Source organism: Methylobacterium sp. Leaf100, assembly GCF_001422845.1.
Taxonomy (GTDB): Bacteria; Pseudomonadota; Alphaproteobacteria; order Rhizobiales; family Beijerinckiaceae; genus Methylobacterium.
The window spans coordinates 44531-65134 of sequence record NZ_LMMW01000011.1; the positions used below are offsets into that span (position 1 = coordinate 44531).

Below are 20604 nucleotides of genomic sequence, written 5' to 3' on the forward strand. Positions count from 1 at the left end.
CGCCTCACACGTCGAGGTTGGCGACGCTGAGCGCGTTGTCCTGGATGAACTCGCGGCGGGGCTCGACCACGTCGCCCATGAGCTTCACGAACAGGTCGTCGGCGTCCTGGGTGTCCTTGACCTTCACTTGGAGGAGCGAGCGCACGTCGCGGTCGAGGGTGGTCTCCCAGAGCTGCTGGGCGGTCATCTCGCCCAGACCCTTGTAGCGCTGGAGCTGGAGACCCTTGCGGCCGAACGCCATCACCGCCTCGAACAGGCCGACGGGGCCGTGCAGGGTCGTCTCGTCGCCCTTGCGGGCGTAGGTGACGGGCTCGTGATAGATCTCGCGCAGGGCCTCGGCCCGGTCGGCGAGCCGCGTCGCTTCCTGCGAGGCGATGAGCCCGGCATCAAGGGTCGCGACCTGACGCACCCCGCGCAAGGTCCGGCTCATGACGTAGCCGCCCTCGCTGACGGAGCCTTCCCAGCCCTGCTCGATGTCGTCGGCGATCCGGTCGAGGCGTCGGGCCACCCGGTCGGCCAGAACCTCGGCCTCCGCCGCGTTCTCGTCGACATTGACCCGGAAGGCGCCGGCGATCATCGCCTGCTCGACCACGGCGCGGTCGTAGCGGGTGTGGAGCGCCTGCATCAGGCCGCGGAACTGGCGCGCCTCCTCGACGAGGGCCTTCAGTTGCTGGCCGCCGAACTCGGTGCCGGAGGCCAGGCGCAGCACCGCCCCGTCGACGCCCGCGTCGATGAGGTAGTCCTCGAGCGCGCGCTCGTCCTTGAGGTAGATTTCCCGCTTGCCCTTCGAGGCTTTGTAGAGGGGCGGCTGGGCGATGTAGAGGTGCCCGCGCTCGATCACCTCCGGCATCTGCCGGTAGAAGAACGTCAGCAGCAGGGTGCGGATGTGCGAGCCGTCGACATCCGCGTCGGTCATGATGATGATGCGGTGGTAGCGCAGCTTCTCCGGGTTGAAGCCCTCGCGGTCCGTGGACGAGCGGCCGATGCCGGCGCCGAGCGCCGTGATCAACGTGCCGATCTGGTCCGACGACAGCATCCGGTCGGCGCGCACCCGCTCGACGTTGAGGATCTTTCCGCGCAAGGGGAGAACCGCCTGGAAGGTGCGGTCGCGACCCTGCTTGGCCGAACCGCCGGCGGAATCGCCCTCCACCAGGAGGATCTCGCACTTCGACGGGTCGCGCTCCTGGCAATCGGCGAGCTTGCCCGGCAGGGAGGCGATGTCGAGGACGCCCTTGCGCGTCACCGTCTCGCGGGCCTTGCGCGCCGCCTCGCGGGCCGAGGCCGCCAGGATCACCTTGCCCATGACGGATTTCGCCTGGGCGGGGTTCTCCTCGAGCCAGTTGGACAGGCCCTCGTTGAGGACGTTCTCCACCGCTGGCCGTACGGCTGCCGTGACGAGCTTGTCCTTCGTCTGCGAGGAGAAACTCGGTTCCGGCACCTGCACGGAGATCACGGCCGTGAGGCCCTCGCGGCAATCCTCGCCCGTGAGCGTCACCTTCTCGCGCTTGGCGATGCCCGACGATTCCGCGTAGCCCGTCACCTGGCGGGTCAGCGCGGCGCGGAAGCCCGCCATGTGGGTGCCGCCCTCGCGCTGGGGGATGTTGTTGGTGAACGGCAGCACGGTCTCGTTGAACGAGTCGTTCCACCAGAACGCCACCTCGACGCGGATGCCGTCGCGTTCGGACCGCACCATGATGGGCTTGGCCATCCCGTCGATGGGTTTGCGCGAGCGGTCGAGGTAGCGCACGAACGCCTCGACGCCGCCCTCGTAGTACAGCTCCTCGCGCTTGTGCTCGGCATGGCGCGCGTCGGTGAGGACGATCCGCACGCCGGAATTGAGGAAGGCGAGCTCGCGCAGGCGCTTCTCCAGGGTGGCGTAGTCGAACTCGATGCTCGTGAAGGTCTCGGTGGATGCAAGGAACGACACCTCGGTGCCGCGCCGCCCGTTGCCGTCGCCGACCACCACCAGCGGCGACACCGCGTCGCCGTGGCGGAACTCCATGGCGTGTTCCTTGCCATTGCGCCAGATGCGCAGGCGCAGCCATTGCGACAGGGCGTTGACCACGGAGACGCCGACGCCGTGAAGGCCGCCGGAGACCTTGTAGGAGTTCTGGTCGAACTTACCGCCCGCATGGAGCTGGGTCATGATGACCTCGGCCGCCGAGATCCCCTCCTCCTTGTGGATGTCGGTGGGGATGCCGCGGCCGTTATCCGAGACGGTCACCGAGCCGTCGGCGTTGAGCGTGACGGAGACGAGGTCCGCGTGGCCCGCGAGCGCCTCGTCGATGGCGTTGTCCACCACCTCGTAGACCATGTGGTGCAGGCCCGAGCCGTCGTCGGTGTTGCCGATATACATGCCCGGTCGCTTGCGCACGGCATCGAGGCCCTTGAGGACCCGGATGGATTCCGCGCCGTAGGCCGCGGCCGCGCTGTTGTGGGTGGCGTCTGAGCTGTTGTGAGTCGTGTCGGACATGAAGTTCCTCGGGCAGGCGGGTCCGGGCGTGATCCTTCGTGCCCCGGCGCGAGCCCCGGACACGCCTGCAATGCGTCAACGGCCTTTATAAGCCTTCCGCCTTGAAAAAGCATTGCTTTCGCTGTGCGTGGCGGGGGCTGACGGGTGCCCCGTCCACGGTGTCGTCGCGTCGGGTCAATCCTGCAGGAACGGGTTCGTGAGACGCTCCTCGCCGAGCGTGCTCGTCGGGCCGTGGCCGGGGATGAAGGCGATGTCGTCGCCGAGTGGCAGGACCTTCTCCTTGATGGCGCGGATGAGCTGGTCGTGGCTCCCGCCCGGCAGGTCCGTGCGGCCGACCGACCCCTTGAACACAACGTCGCCCACCAGCGCGAAGCGCGCGTCCCGGCTCACGAACACCACGCTGCCCGGCGAATGGCCCGGCGCGTGGAGGATGTCGAAGGCGAGGCCCCCCACCGTGACGGCGTCCCCCTCCACCAGCCAGCGGTCGGGCGTCACGGCCCGCGCCCCGTCGATCCCGTAATTGGCGCCCGTCTCCGGCAGGCTGTCGAGCAGGTAGCGGTCGGCTTCGTGCGGACCTTCGATCGGCACCCCGAGGCGCGCGCGCAGTTCGTCCGCGCCGCCGGCGTGGTCGATGTGGCCATGGGTGAGCAGGATCTTCTCGATGGTGATGCCCTGGGCCTGGATCGCCGCCTCGATCCGGTCGAGGTCGCCGCCCGGATCGACCACGGCGCCGATTTTGGTCTCGTCGGACCAGATCAGGGTGCAGTTCTGCTGGAAGGGCGTCACCGGGATGATTCCGGCGCGGGGCGTGCCTGGCATCGCGTCTCTCGCACATGCGCCTCGAGGGCGCGGAAACTGCACATGCGCCCCGAGAGGCGCGGAAAACTTCCACCTGCGCCGGAAGGGCGCGGATGGCGGCCTGTCTAGCGCGAGATGACGGGTTGGGCGAATCCGCCGCGTGATCATCGCCGTCAAACTTCGGCCTCGCCAAGGGCCTAGCCGAACCGTACCACGCCCAGGCTCGTTGTCCGGGCGCCGCCTCCTCCCCAGTCGAGTCCCAAGCGCACATGCTGAAAACAGCCTTCGTCGCCGCGCGCGACCGGCAACGCCTCGGCGAGATTGCCTCCGTGCTCATCGGCTACGGGGTCACCAAGGTGGTCGAGCGCCTCGGCATCGCCCACGTGGCGCGTTTCGCCAAGCGCCGCACGCCCCGTGTCGATATCGCCCGCCTGTCGCAGCCGCAGCGCGTGCGCCGGGCCATCGAGGCCCTCGGGCCCACCTTCGTCAAGCTCGGGCAGATCCTTGCGAGCCGCCCCGATCTTCTGACGCCGGAATGGACCGAGGAGCTCGAGAAGCTCCACAGCCAGGTCGCGCCGATCCCGTGGGAGCGAATCCAGCCGCAGTTGGAGGAGGACCTCGGGGCGCCGGCCGACGAGGTCTTCGCCGAGTTCGACAAGGTGCCGCTTGCAGCCGCCTCCATCGCTCAGGTCTACCGGGCACGGCTCCACACCGGCGAGGAGGTGGTGGTCAAGGTTCTGCGCCCGGGCTTGCGCAAGATCATCGAGGCCGACCTGCGGCTCCTGGCCCATGCCACCCGCGTCGTCGTCACCGAGTGGCCGGAATTCGGGCGCTACCAGCCGCAGGAGCAGATGCGGCACCTGGCCAGCGGCCTCTACGGTGAGCTCGATCTCATCAACGAGGCACGCAACTGCGAGACCATCGCGGCGATCTTTGCCGACCGCGAGGACATCGTGGTGCCGAAGATCCACTGGGAATGGACCTCCGAGCGCGTCCTCGTCCAGGAGTTCATCCACGGCATTCCGCCCAATGACCACGCCCGCCTCGACGCCGCCGGCATCGACAAGGTGGTGCTTGCCCAGAAGGGCACCGACGCCTTCCTGCAGATGGCTCTGATCGAGGGCGTGTTCCACGCCGATCCGCATCCGGGCAACATGCTGATCATGACCGGCGACCGGATCGGCTTCATTGATTTCGGCATCATCGGCCGCCTGTCGGAGCGCCGCCGCACCCAGCTCCTCATGCTCATCGGCTCGATGCTGAAGGAGGATGCCGACGGGCTTATGGCCGTGCTCCTCGACTGGACCGGATCGAGCAACCCGGATCTGACCAAGCTCGAAGCCTCGTCGCAGGCCTTCATCGCCCGCCACACCGGGGCATCCCTCGATTTCGGCGCCCTGCTCACCGACTTCATGACCATGGCTCGCGAGAACGACCTCGCCATGCCCACCGACCTCGCCATTCTGTTCAAGGGGCTGGTGACCGCCGACGGGGTGATGCGCCAGCTCGACCCGAATTTTGACCTGTTCTCGGCCGCCGGCCCCACGGTGAAGCGCAAGCTCGCCTCGCAGTTCTCCATCAAGGGCCTGACCCGCAAGGTGGAGGCGGTGGGCGCCGGCCTGTTCGGCGCGGCCTCCGAACTGCCGACCCTGATCCACCTCATGCTGGTGCGCCTGAAGCAGGGCCGCGTCACCGTCGAGATCGAGCTGAAGGGCATCGAGAAGCTCACCCGCGGCATCGAGCGCGCCGCCGCCCGCATCGCCGTGGCGCTTATCGTGGCCGCCTTCGCGACGCAGCTGGCGCCCCGGTTCATGGATCTCGGCACCCCGGCCTTCGTCACCGTGGGGGCGATGGTGTGCGTAATCGGGATCGGTTGGCTGGTGCTGCTCGGGCGCAACAAGTAGGCGAAAACCGCTGAACCGATCTGGATTTCCCGGAGGCCGGGTCGGCCCAAGCGCCACCTTAAATCAGCCGCGTTGTGCGGCGCAGTCTTGGCCGCAGTCGCGCGCCGACCCGCCGCGCCCCGAAGATCCCCTGCTCGGCTTTCATGAACATCATTCTGATCAAGCTGTTTGCGACGGCCCTGACGCTGAGTCAGGTCACGACGCGGCCGGATGTGGTGAAGACCCAGTTCGATCCGGTGGCCGACAGGGGGCAGGTCGTGCAGATCCTGCGCGACGGCTGCGCCCACATGCGCAAGGCCTTCGACATCGAGGACATCAACCTCGACGAGCTCATCTCCACGGCGATGGAAGATCCGACCGCCATCGCGGGCGCGAGCGCGCCGAAGCTCCTGCACGGCCTCGACATCGGTGAGCTCAACGTCAGCTACCGCCAGTTCTGCAAGGGCGAGAACCCCAAGGATTCCCCCTTCGATGCGGGCGAGGTCATCGCCTTCTACAACAAGGCCGTCCTCGACCTGCCCTTGGCCGAGGCCCTGAAGGAGCGCAAGCTGCCGGGCGCCAGCCTCATCCTCGACGGGGCGGGTAAGCGCTACGCCGAGGCCTTCGAGGCCAACGGACGGCGCCTCAGCGTGCCCATCGCGGAGGTGCCGGCGATGGTGCAAAAGGCCTTCGTGGCGGCGGAGGACAAGCGCTTCGAGACCCACCACGGCATCGACGAGCGCGGGGTGATCCGCGCCTTCATCGGCAACCTCGCCTCCCCGGGCCGGCCGGCCGGCGGCTCGACCATCACCCAGCAGGTGGTGAAGAACCTGTCGGTGGGCGACGACGTCACCTACGAGCGCAAGATCCGCGAGATGATCGTGGCATCCCGGCTCGAGCGCATCCTGCCGAAAGCCGGCATCCTCGAACTCTACCTCAACGGCATCTATCTCGGGCGCGGCGCCTACGGCATCGAGATGGCCGCGCGCAGCTATTTCGGCAAATCGGTCGGCCAGCTCACGGTGCCGGAGGCCGCCCTTCTGGCCGGCATGCCCAAGGGGCCGAACTTCTACAATCCCGACAAGTACCCCGATCGCGCCCGGGAGCGCCGCGCCTACGTGCTGGCCCGGATGAAAGAGGAGGGCGTCATCACCGAGGCCCAGCTCGTCCAGGCCGCCAATGCGCCCCTCGGCCTCGCCTCCATGGAGGCGGCACGGCGCGATTCCGGTTTCTACTTCGTCGATCACCTCACCCGGGAGACCCGGACCTTCGCGGGGATCGACTCACTGACTTCGGCTTCGCACACCGTGCGCTCCACCCTCAACGCCGGCCTCCAGACCGCCACCGAGACCGCCCTCCAGGACGGACTCGCCAGCTACGAGCGCGCCACCGGGCGCCAGCGCTACGAGGGGCCGGAACTCAACCTCGCCGAGGCGGTGCGCAAGCTCGACGGGGCCGCCCCCGCCCCCGAGGGCTCGGCGCTCTCCGTGCCGCTCCTCGTCGGCGGCGAGACCAAACCCTCCGAGGCCTCCAAATCCGTGCCCACGGGCACGAAGGCCGAGCGCAAGGCGGCACGGGCCGCGGCTGTGGCCGCCGCCAAGGTGACGTCCCCGAAGCCGGCTGGTCCCAAGCCCACCTGGCAGCGCGCCCTGGAGAACGCGCGGCCCGTCCTCTACGATGTGCATTGGCCGCTGGCCGTGGTGCTCGATCCCGGCCGCGGCGGTCCGGCGAAGGCGGGTCTGGCCGACGGGCGCACGATCAGCCTGGAGCCCGGTCCGGCGCGCGGTCGGCTCGCCCCCTACGACGTGGTGCGGGTGAAGCTGCGCGATCCCTCAGCCAAGACCCCGCGCGCCGACCTGCGGGTGCGCCCGAGCGTCCAGGGCGCCGCCCTGGTGCTGGAGAACCGCACGGGGCGCATCCTCGCCATGGCGGGCGGCTTCTCCTACCCCGTGAGCCAGCTCAACCGGGTGACCCAGACCGTGCGCCAGCCGGGCTCGACCCTGAAGCCCGTGACCTATCTCGCCGCCCTCAATGCCGGCCTGCAGCCCAACACCCTGGTGATGGATGCCGCCGTGACGCTCCCGCCCATCGGCGGGGTGGGTGATTCCTGGTCGCCGAAGAACTACGACGGGGGTGGAGCCGGGGCCACGACCCTGCGGCGCGGCCTCGAATTCTCGAAGAACCTCGTCACCGCGCGCCTGCTGCAGGGCGGCATCGCCGACAAGGCGCCAGCGAGCCTGCAGAAGGTCTGCGACCTCGCCCTCGAAGCCCAGCTCTACGCCGAGTGCGAGCGCTACTACCCCTTCGTGCTCGGCTCCCAGCCCGTGCGGATGGTGGATCTCGCGGCCTTCTACGCGGCCATCGCCAACGAGGGCGCGCGCCCGGCCCCCTACGCCCTCGAATCCGTGGAGCGGGACGGCAGGGTTCTCTACACCCGCAGCCCCCGCGAGCCCGTGCGCATCGCCTCGGCCGACCGGGTGGCGTTCTACCAGCTGAAGACCATGCTCCAGGGCGTGACCCAGCACGGCACGGCCGCGGCGCTGAGCCGGTTCTCGTCCGCCATCGCCGGCAAGACCGGCACCTCGGAGAACGAGAACGACGCGTGGTTTGCCGGCTTCACCAACGAGATCACCATCGTGGTCTGGGTCGGCTACGACAACGCCGACGGCACGCGAAAAACCCTCGGGCGTGGTCAGACCGGTGGGCATCTCGCCGTGCCCATCGCCGGGTCGATCCTTCAGGCGGCCTGGGCCAACGGCGTGCCGCGCACCAACCTCGCGCCGCCCTCGGCCGAGGCCCGGCCGTATCTGGCCGACCTGCCCATCGACGCCCGCAGCGGCGAACAGGTGTCGGGCGGCGGCTTCCTCGAGCATTTCCGCCTCGCCAACGGGCGCATGGCCGACACCCAGTACAAGCTCCTGCCGCGCGAGACCCGGACCGCCATGCGGCCCGACGCGGAGGATGGCGACCTCGGCGGAGCGGAGGACGGGGCCGGCGACCTCTTCGGCTCCCTGCCGGGCCGGCGCGCGGAGCCCGATGTCCTCGACCCGTTCGGCGAATCCCGGAGCCGGACCCCGAGCCGCCGGGCGCAGCGCGACCCCGATCCGGTCTGGCCCGGCACCCAGCGCTCGCCTTTCGGCGACGAGGAGGTCTATGCCCGTCCGCGCCGCCGCGATCCCGACTACCTGTTCGGGGACGACCCGCGCTACTGACCCGTCATTCCGACCCGCTTCGCCCGACCGGCGACGAGCGGGTCTCCCTCCCCCGTGGAGAGGGACCAGGGGGCGTCGGCCTGCGCCGAGCGCGGGCCGGCAACCCCCACCTCCCCTATCCCGAACGACCAAAGGCTTCGACGTGCCGATGCACCCTTCCGCGTTTCTCCGTCTCGCCGCCCTGTTGGCCCTGTCCCTCCCCGCGCACGCGCAGGAGGGCATGAAACAACAGCCCGCAGCCTCCGACCGGGTGAAGGAGGTGCCGTCCATCGAGGCGGTGGGTCTTTCCGGCCTCAAGCCCGGCACCATCCTGTTCACGGACCATCGCGACGACCCGGCCAAGCCCGAGAACGGCCTCGTGCCCTACCTCGACTGGGGCCGGGTCCGGCCGGCCGAGCGGGCGGCGCTGGCGCCCTACGCGGGCTACGCCGAGCCCGATTATCTGCAGACCCTCAACGGTGTGTCGAAACGCCGGCACGAGACCCTCAAGGTCTACGTGGCGCAGGGGCGCTTCGTGGTGCCGAGGCCCGCCGACTCCATCGATCTCGCCTCCTACGCCACCCTCGGCTTCGTGGCGAAGATGGACCCGGTCATCAAGCACAAGATCCTGAACCCCGCCGACGTGACGCCGACCAAGGACCCGGCCGCCGCCTTCGCCAAGCGCCCCGACCGGCCGTGGTGCGATCTCGGCACCGTCTGCATCGAATCGCGCTACGACCTCGAGGGCAAGCTGCCGCTGGGCGTGAAGCTCGCCAACAAGCTCGAGGACGGGGCGTCGAAGAAGGTCGCCGAGTTCGTCTCGTTTCAGAGCGAGCTGCGCACCCTTCCCCCCGCCGAGACCGCGCCGCTCGCCGGGCTCACCAAGATCGACGCGCCGGTGACGGGGGGGCTCGAACAGACGATCTTCTGGGTCAACCAGATCCTGCGCTTCGGCAAGTTCCTCGCCTTGTTCCAGCCGATGCCGGGCGATCCCGGAAAGACCGTGGTCACCACCTATATGGCGTTGGCCATCAAGGCCGATGTCCTCGACCGCAAGCAGGAATACGCCCACGTGCCCGTGCTCAAGAACCTGCTGCCGGCCCAGGTGCTCATGGGCAACTCGTCGTTCAACACCGGCACCTCCATCAGCGCCGGCCTGCCCACCTACGCCCGCAACCGCATGACCGCCTTCGCGGACGCCCTCGCCAAGAACTGAAGTAAACCTGAGGTTGATTTATTGCCGGGATTTCGCGACATTTCTCGTGGAATCAGGAGGCTTGGATCATGGCGACGGTTCGTGAGGACACTCGAATGCAGATTCGGTGTCGGGCCATTTCGGCGGAGCTGAAGCAGCTCCTCAGCCGGGCGGCCGATGTGGCGGGCGTCGCCCTGGTGCGGGTCACCTCCGGGGGGCAGGCGCCCAAAGGGTCCGGTGGCAAGCGCACCGGCTCGACGCGTCATGATCACGGCCGAGCCGCCGACCTACAACTCCTCGTCGACGGCAGTCGCGCCCTCGATTTCACCGATCCCGATGATCTGCCCATCGTCGAGGCTTTCGTCACCGCCGCCGCGGCCCTCGGCGCCAACGGGATCGGGGCGGGCGTCGACTACATGGGCAAGACGACGCTTCACATTGGATTCGGCACATCCCCGCGGGATCGGTCCGAGTTGGTTTGGGGCGCAGGCGGGCACGTCGCGAATGCACCGATATGGCTTCAGAACGCCGCGCAAAAGGGTTGGGCCAATCCGGTGGCGTCGGGCCGCAGGCTGGCGGACGCCGTGCCGCTGGCCGGGACCGTGGGCCGCTTCATGGTGGCGGCCCGGGACGGTCTACGCCTGCGGGCAGGGCCGGGGCTGACCTTCGATCGGCTGCGGACGATCGGCCCTGGGAGCGAACTGACGGTTCAATCATTCGACGGCCCGAATGGGGACTGGGCACGCGTGGACTTGAACCACGATGGCCTGATCGACGGACACCTGCATGCCGCCTTCCTGGTGCCGGTCGCCCCGCCGGGCGACGGACGTTTCGACGACGGGCTCGATTCGGACGAGGGCGTCGAGGAGCCCGAGGCGACCTACGCCTGAGGGTTCCCTGACCTCATGGAACCCGACCGGAGCGGGATCCATGAGGTTCGAGGTCAGTTGCCGCGGCTGGAGATCGAGGGCAGCGAGGGCTGGGTGTAGAGGCGGTTCACGTCGCGGCGGGTCTGGGTTCCGTTGGTGTCGGACGAGCGACGGTAGTTGCTGGTGTCGAAGGTCTCGGCGATCCCACTGCGGGAATTCGGGCCCTCGGCGCTGTTGCAGGCGCACAGGCCAGCCATTGCGAGGGTGGAGAGGGCGAGAGGAAGAAGGCGCATCGGGGCTGTCCTGGGGGTCTGTCCTGCAAGATGGATCGGCGGAGGTGGGCCCGCCGGGCGTCCCGCGTCAAGCGCCGCCGGGGCAAACCGGGAAAGGATAACGAACCGTCGCCGCCACGTCGCAGAGTGATGGGGCATCGCCACGGAAGCGCTCACCACGCCGCGCTTTGAGACCCGGACAACCCCTCCGATCGCACGAAATCACCCCCCGGCCTCCTGGCGCCCGGCCCCGAACCACGCGAAACATCGTGGTCATGAGTAACGTCATTTCCTTCCGTCGCCGCCCCTCCCCGCCCGCTCCGGCGGTGCACGACGTGGTGGCCGTCGCCGACGACCTCTTCGCGGTCCTCGAGCATCTCCAGGCCGTGGGCGCCCGCGCGGCGGCCATGAACCGCCCCCGGCGCGAAGTCGACAGCACCGTGCGGAACCTCCTCGATGCCGTGACGGCAGTGGAGCGCGCCCTCGACTGCGTCGGCGAAGGCGACGAAGCCGGCCAAGCCTGACCGAATTCACCCCAAGCCTGATCGAATTTGTCTGATTCTGCCGAACTCCGATGGGGGAGCTTGCGGCACGCGTCCGGCATCACCGATTCGTTCATGCGGACGAGTTTCAGCTGCCAAGTGATGAGAAGTTCCGCCGCATCCCATCAAAACGACAAAATCGTTCGGCTTCTGTATACTATTAGACAGACGTGCCAGAGCTTCGTGCGCTAGTGGCGGGAAGACAGACCGTGAACGCAGCGCACGCCATGCCTTCGGCCGCCGATCCACTCTTCCAGGGCAATCTGCTTCTGAAGGCCCTGAGGACCGAGGATCGCGCCTTACTGGCGCCGCATCTCGAGTGGTCGGTGCATCAGCGCGGGGAAACCTTGTTCGCAGCCGGCGCCGAGGTGACCACCATCGCCTTTCCGTGTGGCCAGACGGTGGCGACCCTGATCATCGCCATGCGGGATGGGCGCAGCGCCGAGACCGCCACCATCGGCCGCGAGGGCGCCGTCGGCGGTGTAGTCAGCCAGGGCTATCTTCCCGCCTCCACGCACGCCGTGATCCAGATCGGCGGCCCGGTCCTGCGCATGGACGCGGTGCGCTTCCAGGAAGCCAAGCGCCGTTCGGAAAGCCTGCGCAACCTCTTCGCCCGTTACGGGGATTGCCTCCTTGCCCAGGTGCTGCAATCGGTTGCCTGCAACGCCCTGCATCCCATCGAGGCACGCTGCCTGCGTTGGTTGATGACGCTGCAGGACCGGATCGCCAGCGACACCTTGCCGGTCACCCAGGAGCTGCTCGCGGCGATGCTCGGCGTTCAGCGCACCTACCTGACCCGGATCTTGCGTACCCTGCAGCAGCAGGGATTGATCGAGGTCGGCCGTGGCCGCATCACGGTCCGGGACCGCGCCAAGGTCGAGGCTGCGGCCTGCGAGTGCCACGGTGTGGTCCGGCATCATTACGAGACGGTGCTCGGCGCGGGCTACGATCGTCTCGGCCGACTCGTCCGCGTCGAGCCTCCCGACGAAACGGTTCCCACCGAGCGGCCCTACGCCCAGCGGGAGACGGCCTGAGATCCCGCGGTTTCCCGCCCAGGATAGAATCCCCGCCACAACACCCGATCCGAGCCGGACGCCGCCACCCCGCCGATGACGAACCACGCCGCCCCTCCCGTGCCGCGCGCGACCGGACCTCGGACCGGCTCCGCCGAAACGCCCGTGGCCGAAACGTCTGTCTCGAGGGCGCCGGTCCCGGACGGCGCGGCGCCCGACGTGGCGGACCCGGCCGAGAGCGCCGTGCTCCTGCGGCTGGCCGTCGAGGCTACGGGCATCGGCATCTTCGACTACGACCTCGCCACCACGATCCTGCGCTGGGACGCCCGCACCCGCAGCCTGTTCGGCGTGGTCCCAGACGTGCCCGTCACCTATGCGGAGACCTTCCTGCAAGGCCTGCACCCGGAAGATCGCGAGCGGGTCGATGCCGCCTTGCAGGCCGCCCTCGATCCGGCCGGGACCGGTCAGTTCGACAGTGAATACCGTGTCGTCCCGGCGGATGGCGGCGTCCCGCGCTGGATCGCGGCACGGGGCCAGCTCATCGTCAGCGAGGGCCGCCCGGTTCGGATGGTCGGCACCGTGCGCGACGTCACCGCGGCCAAACTGGCCGAGATCGCCCTTCGGGCAACTGAGGAGCGCTACCGCCTCGTCGCACGCGCCACCAACGATGCCATCTGGGATTGGGACCTCACCACCGACACCGTCCTGTGGAACGAGGCCCTGGCCACCGCCTACGGCTGGACGCCCGACCGCGTCGTGCCGGACGGGGCGTGGTGGATCGCGCATGTCCATCCGGACGACCGGGCCGCCGTTGAGGCCGATATCGGTGCGGTGATCGCCGGCGGAGCCGACGAGTGGGGCCACGAGTACCGCTTCCTGCGCGCCGACGGCACCTACGCCGAAGTGTTCGACCGCGGCTACATGGTCCGAGCCGCCGACGGCACGCCCCAGCGGATGATCGGCGCCATGCTCGACGTGACCGAGCGCAACCGCACCGGCGCCCAATTCCGCGCGGTGTTCCAGGGCGCCAATATCGGCATCGTCCAGTTCGATCCGCGCAGCGTCCGGGCGCTCGCCGTGAACGCCAAGCTCTGCGAGATCTGGGGCGCGCCGGAATCCGAGATCCTCGGCCATTCCCTGGCGCGCTGGACGCCGCCGGAGGACGATGCCGAGCGGGCCGAACTGCACCGCCGTCTCGCCAAGGGCGAGACCATGCAGGAGCGCCTCGAGAAGCGCTACCGCCGCCTCGACGGCCGCATCATCTGGGCCCGCGTCAACCTCGTGTCGCAGACGTTGGGCGACAGCGTCCACGCCACGGCGATGATCGAGGACATCACCGAGGAGAAGCGCGCCGATGCCCGGCGCGAGGCTCTCATCGCGCTGGGCGACCGCCTGCGTGACCTGCAGACCAACGCGGCCGTGGTGGAGGCCACGGCCGCGAGCCTTGGGCGGACCCTGGGCGTGGCCCGGGCCGGCTACGCCCTCGTCGATCCCGCCGGCGGCCTCTCCTCCGTTGCGCCGGACTGGATCGCCGCCGGTCTCGGAGCCGAGGCCGGGGCGCAGACCCTGGCGACCGTGGCGGCGAGCGTCGCCCGCCTGCGGCGCGGCGAAGCCCTGGCAGTGGCCGACATCGCCGCGACCCCCGAACGCGTCGACGATGCGGCCGGCTATGCCCGCATCGGCATGCGGGCCGTGGTCAAGGTGCCGATTCTCCAGCGCGGGCGCCTCGTCGGCATCCTCTACGTCCTCGACGCGGTTCCCCACGACTGGACGCCGGAGGAGATCGCCTTCGCCCGGGAGGTCGCCGAGCGCGCCTGGGGTGGCCTGACCCGGATCGAGGCCGACGAGCAGCAGCGCATCCTCAACCGCGAACTCAGCCACCGTCTCAAGAACACCCTCGCGGTGGTCCAGGCCATCGCGTCGCAGACCCTGCGCAACGTCACCGACGTCGAGGCGGCCAAGGAGGCCCTGGCGGCGCGGTTGATCGCCCTCGGCAAGGCCCACGACATCCTGCTCTCCGGAGAGAGCGAGGGAGCGGATTTCGAAGCGGTTCTCGCGAGTGCGCTGGCCATCCACGACGATCGTCAGCCCGACCGTTTCCGCATCTCCGGCCCGGCCATCGAGCTCGGTGCCAAGGCGGCCTTGTCGCTCGCCCTGACGCTGCATGAGCTGGCCACCAACGCGGTGAAGTACGGCGCCCTGTCGGTCCCTGCCGGCCGGGTGACCGTGGCGTGGGACGTCGCCCTCGAGGCGGGGGAGCCCACGGTGCGGATGACGTGGCGCGAGTCCGGCGGCCCGCGGGTGGTGGTACCATCGCGAAAAGGGTTCGGTTCGCGGCTGATCGAGCGTGGTCTCGTGGGGGCCGTCGGCGGAACCGTCAGCCTCGACTACGAACCCGCCGGTCTGGTATGCCGCCTCGCGGCGCCCCTGGCGGGCTTTCAGGCAGGAAGCGTCTAAGCGTCTCCTTCACACGCGCAGGCACCCTTGTGTGCGAAGCAGCCTTGCGCGCAACGCCCGCATTGCCGCTGCACCGCACCCTGGGCTAGATCGCGAACCATGTGGACACGCCTCGCCCATCCCGGCAACTTCCTGCGCTGGACCGCCCCGCTGATGCCCTGGCTCGCCGGGCTCTCGGGCATACTCCTGGCGTTCGGCCTCTATCTCACCTGGTTCACCGTTCCGCCCGACTACCAGCAGGGCGAGACCGTGCGGATCATGTACATCCACGTCCCGGCGGCCTGGCTCGGGGTGTTCTTCTACGGCGCCATGGCGGTCTCGGCCATCGGCACCCTAGTCTGGCGTCATCCCCTGGCGGATGTGGCCCAGCGCGCCGCTGCCCCCATCGGTGCGGCCTTCACCCTGATCTGCCTCGTCACCGGCTCGCTCTGGGGCAAGCCCATGTGGGGCACCTACTGGGTCTGGGACGCGCGTCTCACCTCCATGCTGGTGCTGTTCCTGATCTATTGCGGGATCATCGCCCTTTGGCGCACCATCGAGGATCCGAGCCGGGCCGCCCGCGCCATCGCGATCCTGACCCTCGTGGGCGCCGTGAACCTGCCGATCATCAAGTTCTCGGTGAACTGGTGGTCGACCCTGCACCAGCCGGCCTCGATCATGCGCATGGGGGGGTCGTCCATCGACCCCTCGATGCTCTACCCGCTCCTCGAGATGATCCTCGCCTTCACCCTGTTGGGAATCACCCTGCATCTCTCCGCCATGCGCACGGAGATCCTGCGGCGCCGCGTGCGGACGCTGACGATCCGCGAGGCCGAACGGCTCGATACCAGCGTACCCCTCGGGGCGATCCGGGGCCTGTGACGATCATGAATCTCGGACCTCATGATCTCGGGCCCCACGCGGGCTTCATCCTCGGGGCCTACGCCTTCACGGCCCTCGTCATCGCCGGCCTGATCTGGCACGCGGTGCGTGACCGGCGTGCCCAGACCCGCGCCCTGGCGGCCCTGCAGGAGCCCACTGCGCCCTCGGCCCTGTCTTCGGGGGCAGGCGCATGAGCGGGTCCGAGCCGGCCCGGCGCTCCCTTCTGCTCATCGTGCCCCTCGTCACCTTCGTGGTGCTCGCGGGATTGTTCTTCGTGCGCCTGCGCTCGGGCGCGGACCCCTCGGCCGTCCCCTCCGTGCTGATCGGCCGGCCCGCTCCAGCTTTCGATCTGGCCGCCCTCCCCGGCGCCACCGCCAACGGCGTGCCCCTGCCCGGCCTCTCCAGCGCCGCGCTCAAGGGCCGGGTGACCCTCGTCAACTTCTGGGCCTCGTGGTGCGCGCCGTGCCAGATCGAGCATCCGCAGCTCATGCGCCTCGCCCGCGAGCCCGGGCTCCACCTCGTGGGGATCGCCTACAAGGACGCCCCCGAGAACGCCCGTCGCTTCCTTGCCCGCAACGGCGTGCCGTTCGGGGCGGTCGGCATGGATTCCACCGGCCGCACCGCCATCGATTTCGGGGTCTACGGCGTGCCCGAGAGCTTCATCGTCGGGCCGGACGGGACCATCCGCGACAAGCTCGTCGGGATCGTCACGCCGGAGAACTACCGGAACGTCGTCGACAAGATGCGCGCTGCAGGCGCCGTGGCCGAGGCCGTGCCTTAGCGGTCGCGTCGAGGCCGCACTTCGGCGTCGGGAGCGTCCCACGCTTGGTGGTCCCCGAGATCACGATGGATCCCATCCTCGGCTCTGGCTTCGTCGTCATTCGAGAGTCCCGAGGCCCGCATCGCCAGCGGATGCGTGGGTTTCTGCGCGGTGCTTCGCGCGAACTGCTTCTACGATAGTCGGAAGGTCAGGGTCACTTCGGCCAAAGCAGATTTTCTTCGGCTGCGAATAAGCAGGGTTATCTATGGAAGGGTGTTTTTCTACTGTTTGATGAAAACGGTAGAATATAAAGCAGAAATAAACTCTTCTCGCGCTTTTCAAAAAGTTTGATTCCGAAATAAAGTTTCCTTATGTACGAGATCGTACTTTTTGATACGTAGATAAGCTGTTCACAGGTCTGGTTTTTGGGGGTATTATAAGCGGATCGTTCGTTGATAAGGACGGGCAGCAGGCATCAGGTGGCAATTGATCGTGCCTATGGATCGGCAGAGCCTTGACGTCGCGCATTGTTCAACTCGAAGTACGCAACCGGCTGCTGGGAGCGTTGACCCCCGATGAATTTGCGCGACTCCAGCCGGAACTGGAGCGCCGTTCGTTCGAGAGCGGCATCGTCCTGGAAACCCCCGACGTAGCCATTGCCCAGGTGTGTTTCCCCGAGCCCGGAATGATCTCCGTGATGGCACGCACCCCCGCCGGCGTGCAGGCGGAGGTCGGTGCCATCGGCCCCGAGGGAATGACGGGACTTCCCCTACTGCATGGTCTCGACAGCTGGCCGCACGAGACCATCGTCCAGATTCCATGCCGGGCGCTCTGCATCGAAGCGCGGGCGTTCCGGGCGGCTCTGACCGAATGCCGCCCCCTGCACGATCGCCTGTTGCGCTATGCGCAGGTCTTCGCGATTCAGCTCGCGCAGGGCAGCTTGTGCAACAGCCGCTTCACCCTCGAGCAGCGCCTCGCACGCTGGTTGCTCATGTGCCACGATCGCACGGATCGCGAGGATCTCCCGCTGACGCACGAACTCCTGTCGCTGATGCTCGGCGTACGCCGGGCCGGCGTGACCACGGCCCTGCGCAATCTCAGCGACGCGGGTGCCGTCAGGACCCGGCGTGGCGGCATCGGCATCTGCGACCGGTCGCAAATGCTCGCCATCGCGGGAGACGCCTACGGCGGCCCCGAGGCCGAGTACCAGCGCGTCCTGGGCTGAACAGGGGTTCGAGGCGGGCAAAGCCCCCTCGAACCCCATCGCGTCTCAGGCGGCGCCCGCATCCTTGCGCTCGTGGCGAAGGAGGAGCGGTGTCTGCGCCAGGGCGAACGCGACCGTGAGCGGCATGATGCCGAACACCTTGAAGCTCACCCAGAAATCCTCCGTCTGCGTGCGCCACACCACCTCGTTGATCACCGCAAGGACGAGGAAGAAGAGGCCCCAGCGGAAGGTGAGCTTGCGCCAGCCCTCCTCCGTCAGGGCGAACATGCTGTCGAGCACCACGGACAGCAGGGATTTGCCGAAGGCGAGGCCGCCGAGCAGCACGAGCCCGAACAGGGTGTTCACGATGGTGGGCTTCATCATGATGAAGGTCTTGTCCTGCAGGGCCAGGGTCAGGCCGCCGAACACCACCACCACCACGCCCGAGACCAGGGGCATGATGGGTAGGCGCCGCACCAGGGCGAAGTGGATGGCGAGCGCCACCACCGTCGCGGCGATGAACACCCCGGTGGCGACGAACAGCTTCTGCTCGGGGAGGACCCCGAACCGCTCGGCATAGGCGTTGCCGAGGAAGAAGATCACCAGCGGCCCGAGCTCGAGGGCGAGCTTCAGAAGCGGCGGCAGGTGGCGGTGCGGGGGAACGGCTTCGATCTGCATGGCATCCGTCATAGAGGGCCGCGCGCGGCGCGTCGCGGCTTTTGGAGGTGAGGGCCCGGTCCTGGCGGACGCGCCGCTAATCCTTGTCCAATCCCGCGATGGCGCGGGCGAAGTCGCGGGCCTCGAACGGCTCGAGGTCCTCGACCCCCTCGCCGACACCGATGAAGTGAACCGGCAGACCGAATTTCGCCGCGAGCGCCACCAGGATGCCGCCCCGCGCCGTGCCGTCGAGCTTCGTCATCACGAGGCCGGTGACCTGAGCGGCCTTCGAGAACAGCTCGGCCTGGCTCAGGGCGTTCTGGCCGACGGTGGCATCGAGGACGAGGAGCACCGCGTGGGGGGCCTCCGGGTCGATCTTGCGGATCACCCGCAGGATCTTCTCGAGTTCGGCCATGAGCCCGGCCTTGTTCTGGAGCCGGCCGGCCGTGTCGATGAGGAGCACGTCGGTGCCCTGCTGCTTCGCCGCCTCGTAGGCGTCGTAGGCGAGGCCCGCCGCGTCCGCGCCCTGGGCCCGGGCGATGACCGGCGTGCCCGTGCGCTGGCCCCAGACCTTGAGCTGCTCGATGGCCGCCGCCCGGAACGTGTCGCCGGCGGCGAGCATCAGCGAATGGCCGTCCGCCTTCAGCTTCATGGCGAGCTTGCCGATGGTGGTGGTCTTGCCGGCTCCGTTGACGCCGATCATCAGGATGACGAACGGTTTCTTCGTGGTGTCGATGGTGAACGGGATCGCCACGGGGGTCAGCGCCCGCTCGACCTCGGCGGCCAGGATCTCCCGCACGGCATCGGGCGAAATGCCCTTCTCGTACCGGCCCTTGCCCACGGCCTCCGAGATCCGTGTCGCCATCTCGAGGCCGAAATCGGCCTGGATCAGGGCGTCCTCCAACTCCTCCAGGGTGTCGGCGTCGAGCTTGCGCTTGGTGAACAGGCCCGTGACGCGCTCGGTCAGCGCCGAGGAGGTGCGCTTCATGCCCCCCGTCAGGCGGCTCCACCAGCCGCGCTTCTCGCCCTCGGGCTCGGCCTCCGGCTCCGGCAGGAAGATCTGGGTCGCGACCTCCGGTTCGGGGTCCGGTGCCCCATGCGGCGCGAAGGCTTGGGACGTGGTGTCGGCCGCCTCGGCGCCGCGCGCCGGATCGTCGCCCGCGGTGCCGGCGGGCGGGCGCTCTTGCGTGCCCTCGACGGGCTGGAGGTCGGCGCCCTCGATCTCGTCCGGGACCGCGTTCTTGCCGGGCGTGCCCGCGGCGGGCTCGCTCGGAGGGGGCGGCACATGAGAGACGTCCGTCGCCGCGGTGGCGAAATCCGGCTGGCCCTCGGAGAACGAGGCCGGAGATTCGGGCGGGGGGGCGACGGGCTCGGCCACCGGAGGCGCGACCACCGGCCGGGGAACGGGAGGCGGAACCGGCTTCGGATCGGGGGGCTGCACGGGCACCGGCTCGGGGCGCGGCTCCTCCTTGGTGCCGAACATCTTGCGCAGCAGCCAGCCCGGCCTCTTGTCTTCGCTCATTCCCGCTTGCTCCCCGGACCCGGCATGGTAAGCGCCAAGGCCATGCCCCCAGCCGATGCCCTCGTAACAGACATAGGTGCGCGCCTCCTCTACCGCGATGCCCTCGTCCTCGTCATCGACAAGCCGGCGGGTCTGCCGGTCCATCCCGGCCCGAAAGGCGGCGAAACCCTCACCGACCACCTCGGCGCCCTGCGCTTCGGCCTGCCCCGGCGCCCGGAGGCGGCCCATCGCCTCGACCGCGACACGTCGGGCTGCCTTGCTCTCGGCCGCCACGCCAAGGCGCTGGCCCGCCTCAACAAGCTGTTCGCCGCGAGCGGCAGCGTCGGCAAGACCTACTGGGCCCTGGTCGAGGGGGGGCCCGCGCAGGACACCGGCCGCATCGATCTCCCCCTGGCGCGGCGCTCCGACGATCCGCGCTCGTGGTGGATGAAGGCGGACCCGTCCGGCGATCCCTCGCTCACCCATTGGCAGGTGCTCGGGCGCGGGGACGGCCTCGCGTGGCTCGCCCTCACCCCCGTGACCGGCCGGACCCACCAGCTGCGGGTCCATTGCGCGGCGTCCGGCTTTCCCATCGTGGGGGACCCGATCTACGGCTCCGGCCCGCGCAGCGGCGGACCGGGCCTGCAGCTTCATGCGCGGGCGCTCACCCTGCCGCTCTATCCGAAGAAGCCGCCGATCGTCGTGGAGGCGCCGGCCCCCGCGCATATGCGGGCGGGGCTCGTGCGGTGCGGGGCCGACCGGCCCGAGTAGGGCCTTTTTCGTCTCTTCCCGGGCCAAGCCCTGCCCTCCAGGGCCAACTGCCCGGCGCGCACGCGCCAGCGCCCCGCCGCCGGTTCGGCGCGGGGGACGGCCTGAGGAAACGGGAGACGCGGGACGCCGCGAGACCCTGTTTTTGTAAGTTTAGCCG

17 protein-coding genes are annotated in these 20604 nt (G+C 69.0%); 12 read left to right on the forward strand and 5 right to left on the reverse strand.

Going from position 1 to position 20604, the window contains the following annotated elements; genetic code table 11:
• Positions 1–4: 4 nt before the first annotated feature.
• Both gyrB and ASF25_RS08015 read right to left on the reverse strand, forming a co-directional pair.
• A complete protein-coding gene (gene gyrB / locus ASF25_RS08010; protein ID WP_056169161.1) occupies positions 5–2473 on the reverse strand; it encodes a DNA topoisomerase (ATP-hydrolyzing) subunit B in 2469 nt (822 codons plus the stop codon).
• Positions 2474–2647: 174 nt separating this feature from the next.
• Positions 2648–3292 carry an MBL fold metallo-hydrolase gene (locus tag ASF25_RS08015; RefSeq protein ID WP_056304290.1) on the reverse strand — a complete coding sequence of 215 codons (645 nt, stop codon included), beginning with the start codon at positions 3290–3292 and terminating at the stop codon, positions 2648–2650.
• 248 nt (positions 3293–3540) lie between these two features.
• Between ASF25_RS08015 and ASF25_RS08020 the strand changes: the two genes are divergently transcribed.
• The 4 genes from ASF25_RS08020 (at position 3541) to ASF25_RS08035 (ending at position 10430) form a co-directional block, all read left to right on the forward strand.
• On the forward strand, positions 3541–5175 hold the full coding sequence (locus ASF25_RS08020) for an AarF/ABC1/UbiB kinase family protein (RefSeq protein WP_056169167.1): 1635 nt from the start codon (positions 3541–3543) through the stop codon (positions 5173–5175).
• A 143-nt stretch (positions 5176–5318) separates the two neighbouring features.
• Complete coding sequence (locus ASF25_RS08025; RefSeq protein WP_056304291.1) at positions 5319–8366, forward strand: transglycosylase domain-containing protein; 3048 nt, start codon at positions 5319–5321, stop codon at positions 8364–8366.
• 220 nt (positions 8367–8586) lie between these two features.
• On the forward strand, positions 8587–9561 hold the full coding sequence (locus ASF25_RS08030) for a hypothetical protein (protein WP_244472944.1): 975 nt from the start codon (positions 8587–8589) through the stop codon (positions 9559–9561).
• A 95-nt stretch (positions 9562–9656) separates the two neighbouring features.
• Positions 9657–10430: an SH3 domain-containing protein gene (locus ASF25_RS08035; protein ID WP_244472945.1), complete on the forward strand. Its 774-nt coding sequence runs from the start codon at positions 9657–9659 to the stop codon at positions 10428–10430.
• A gap of 53 nt (positions 10431–10483) precedes the next feature.
• On the opposite strand, the gene ASF25_RS08040 is transcribed toward ASF25_RS08035, so the two are convergent.
• Positions 10484–10702 (reverse strand): hypothetical protein, encoded by a 219-nt coding sequence (locus ASF25_RS08040; RefSeq protein ID WP_056169178.1) that lies wholly within the window; start codon positions 10700–10702, stop codon positions 10484–10486.
• 254 nt (positions 10703–10956) lie between these two features.
• Here ASF25_RS08040 and ASF25_RS08045 point away from each other — a divergent pair, with 254 nt between their 5' ends.
• The 7 genes from ASF25_RS08045 (at position 10957) to ASF25_RS08075 (ending at position 17539) form a co-directional block, all read left to right on the forward strand.
• Positions 10957–11205, forward strand: a complete 249-nt coding sequence (locus ASF25_RS08045; RefSeq protein WP_082478859.1) for a hypothetical protein — start codon at positions 10957–10959, stop codon at positions 11203–11205.
• 245 nt (positions 11206–11450) lie between these two features.
• Entirely contained in the window at positions 11451–12257 is an 807-nt protein-coding gene (locus tag ASF25_RS08050; protein ID WP_056169184.1) for a Crp/Fnr family transcriptional regulator, read from the forward strand.
• A 144-nt stretch (positions 12258–12401) separates the two neighbouring features.
• Positions 12402–14693 carry a PAS domain-containing protein gene (locus tag ASF25_RS08055; protein WP_244472946.1) on the forward strand — a complete coding sequence of 764 codons (2292 nt, stop codon included), beginning with the start codon at positions 12402–12404 and terminating at the stop codon, positions 14691–14693.
• 99 nt (positions 14694–14792) lie between these two features.
• Complete coding sequence (locus tag ASF25_RS08060) at positions 14793–15554, forward strand: heme ABC transporter permease (RefSeq protein ID WP_056304294.1); 762 nt, start codon at positions 14793–14795, stop codon at positions 15552–15554.
• Between the two features lie 5 nt (positions 15555–15559).
• The gene (gene ccmD / locus ASF25_RS08065) at positions 15560–15748 is read left to right on the forward strand and encodes a heme exporter protein CcmD (RefSeq protein ID WP_056304299.1); all 189 of its coding nucleotides are present in this window, start codon (positions 15560–15562) and stop codon (positions 15746–15748) included.
• Positions 15745–16335, forward strand: a complete 591-nt coding sequence (locus tag ASF25_RS08070; protein WP_056169191.1) for a DsbE family thiol:disulfide interchange protein — start codon at positions 15745–15747, stop codon at positions 16333–16335. The genes ccmD and ASF25_RS08070 overlap by 4 nt, the downstream gene beginning before the upstream one ends.
• A 676-nt stretch (positions 16336–17011) precedes the next feature.
• A complete protein-coding gene (locus ASF25_RS08075; RefSeq protein WP_244472947.1) occupies positions 17012–17539 on the forward strand; it encodes a Crp/Fnr family transcriptional regulator in 528 nt (175 codons plus the stop codon).
• A 45-nt stretch (positions 17540–17584) separates the two neighbouring features.
• Here ASF25_RS08075 and ASF25_RS08080 read toward each other — a convergent pair whose 3' ends face one another.
• Positions 17585–18196 (reverse strand): septation protein A, encoded by a 612-nt coding sequence (locus ASF25_RS08080; RefSeq protein ID WP_056169212.1) that lies wholly within the window; start codon positions 18194–18196, stop codon positions 17585–17587.
• Between the two features lie 76 nt (positions 18197–18272).
• Positions 18273–19697, reverse strand: coding sequence for a signal recognition particle-docking protein FtsY (gene ftsY, locus ASF25_RS08085; RefSeq protein ID WP_056304295.1), 1425 nt, complete (start codon positions 19695–19697; stop codon positions 18273–18275).
• A 24-nt stretch (positions 19698–19721) separates the two neighbouring features.
• Here ftsY and ASF25_RS08090 point away from each other — a divergent pair, with 24 nt between their 5' ends.
• Positions 19722–20447 (forward strand): RluA family pseudouridine synthase, encoded by a 726-nt coding sequence (locus tag ASF25_RS08090; RefSeq protein WP_244472948.1) that lies wholly within the window; start codon positions 19722–19724, stop codon positions 20445–20447.
• The last annotated feature ends 157 nt before the right edge of the window (positions 20448–20604 follow it).

Bases quoted from the DNA above. Each gene is read 5' to 3' on its own strand.
- ASF25_RS08025 (WP_056304291.1), top strand. From the start codon at position 5,319: ATGAACATCATTCTGATCAAGCTGTTTGCGACGGCCCTGACGCTGAGT.
- ASF25_RS08020 (WP_056169167.1), top strand. From the start codon at position 3,541: ATGCTGAAAACAGCCTTCGTCGCCGCGCGCGACCGGCAACGCCTCGGC.
- ccmD (WP_056304299.1), top strand. From the start codon at position 15,560: ATGAATCTCGGACCTCATGATCTCGGGCCCCACGCGGGCTTCATCCTC.
- ASF25_RS08015 (WP_056304290.1), bottom strand. From the start codon at position 3,292: ATGCCAGGCACGCCCCGCGCCGGAATCATCCCGGTGACGCCCTTCCAG.
- ASF25_RS08090 (WP_244472948.1), top strand. From the start codon at position 19,722: ATGGTAAGCGCCAAGGCCATGCCCCCAGCCGATGCCCTCGTAACAGAC.
- gyrB (WP_056169161.1), bottom strand. From the start codon at position 2,473: ATGTCCGACACGACTCACAACAGCTCAGACGCCACCCACAACAGCGCG.
- ASF25_RS08030 (WP_244472944.1), top strand. From the start codon at position 8,587: ATGAAACAACAGCCCGCAGCCTCCGACCGGGTGAAGGAGGTGCCGTCC.
- ASF25_RS08060 (WP_056304294.1), top strand. From the start codon at position 14,793: ATGTGGACACGCCTCGCCCATCCCGGCAACTTCCTGCGCTGGACCGCC.
- ASF25_RS08070 (WP_056169191.1), top strand. From the start codon at position 15,745: ATGAGCGGGTCCGAGCCGGCCCGGCGCTCCCTTCTGCTCATCGTGCCC.
- ftsY (WP_056304295.1), bottom strand. From the start codon at position 19,697: ATGAGCGAAGACAAGAGGCCGGGCTGGCTGCTGCGCAAGATGTTCGGC.
- ASF25_RS08080 (WP_056169212.1), bottom strand. From the start codon at position 18,196: ATGCAGATCGAAGCCGTTCCCCCGCACCGCCACCTGCCGCCGCTTCTG.
- ASF25_RS08075 (WP_244472947.1), top strand. From the start codon at position 17,012: ATGGCACGCACCCCCGCCGGCGTGCAGGCGGAGGTCGGTGCCATCGGC.
- ASF25_RS08045 (WP_082478859.1), top strand. From the start codon at position 10,957: ATGAGTAACGTCATTTCCTTCCGTCGCCGCCCCTCCCCGCCCGCTCCG.
- ASF25_RS08050 (WP_056169184.1), top strand. From the start codon at position 11,451: ATGCCTTCGGCCGCCGATCCACTCTTCCAGGGCAATCTGCTTCTGAAG.
- ASF25_RS08040 (WP_056169178.1), bottom strand. From the start codon at position 10,702: ATGCGCCTTCTTCCTCTCGCCCTCTCCACCCTCGCAATGGCTGGCCTG.
- ASF25_RS08035 (WP_244472945.1), top strand. From the start codon at position 9,657: ATGCAGATTCGGTGTCGGGCCATTTCGGCGGAGCTGAAGCAGCTCCTC.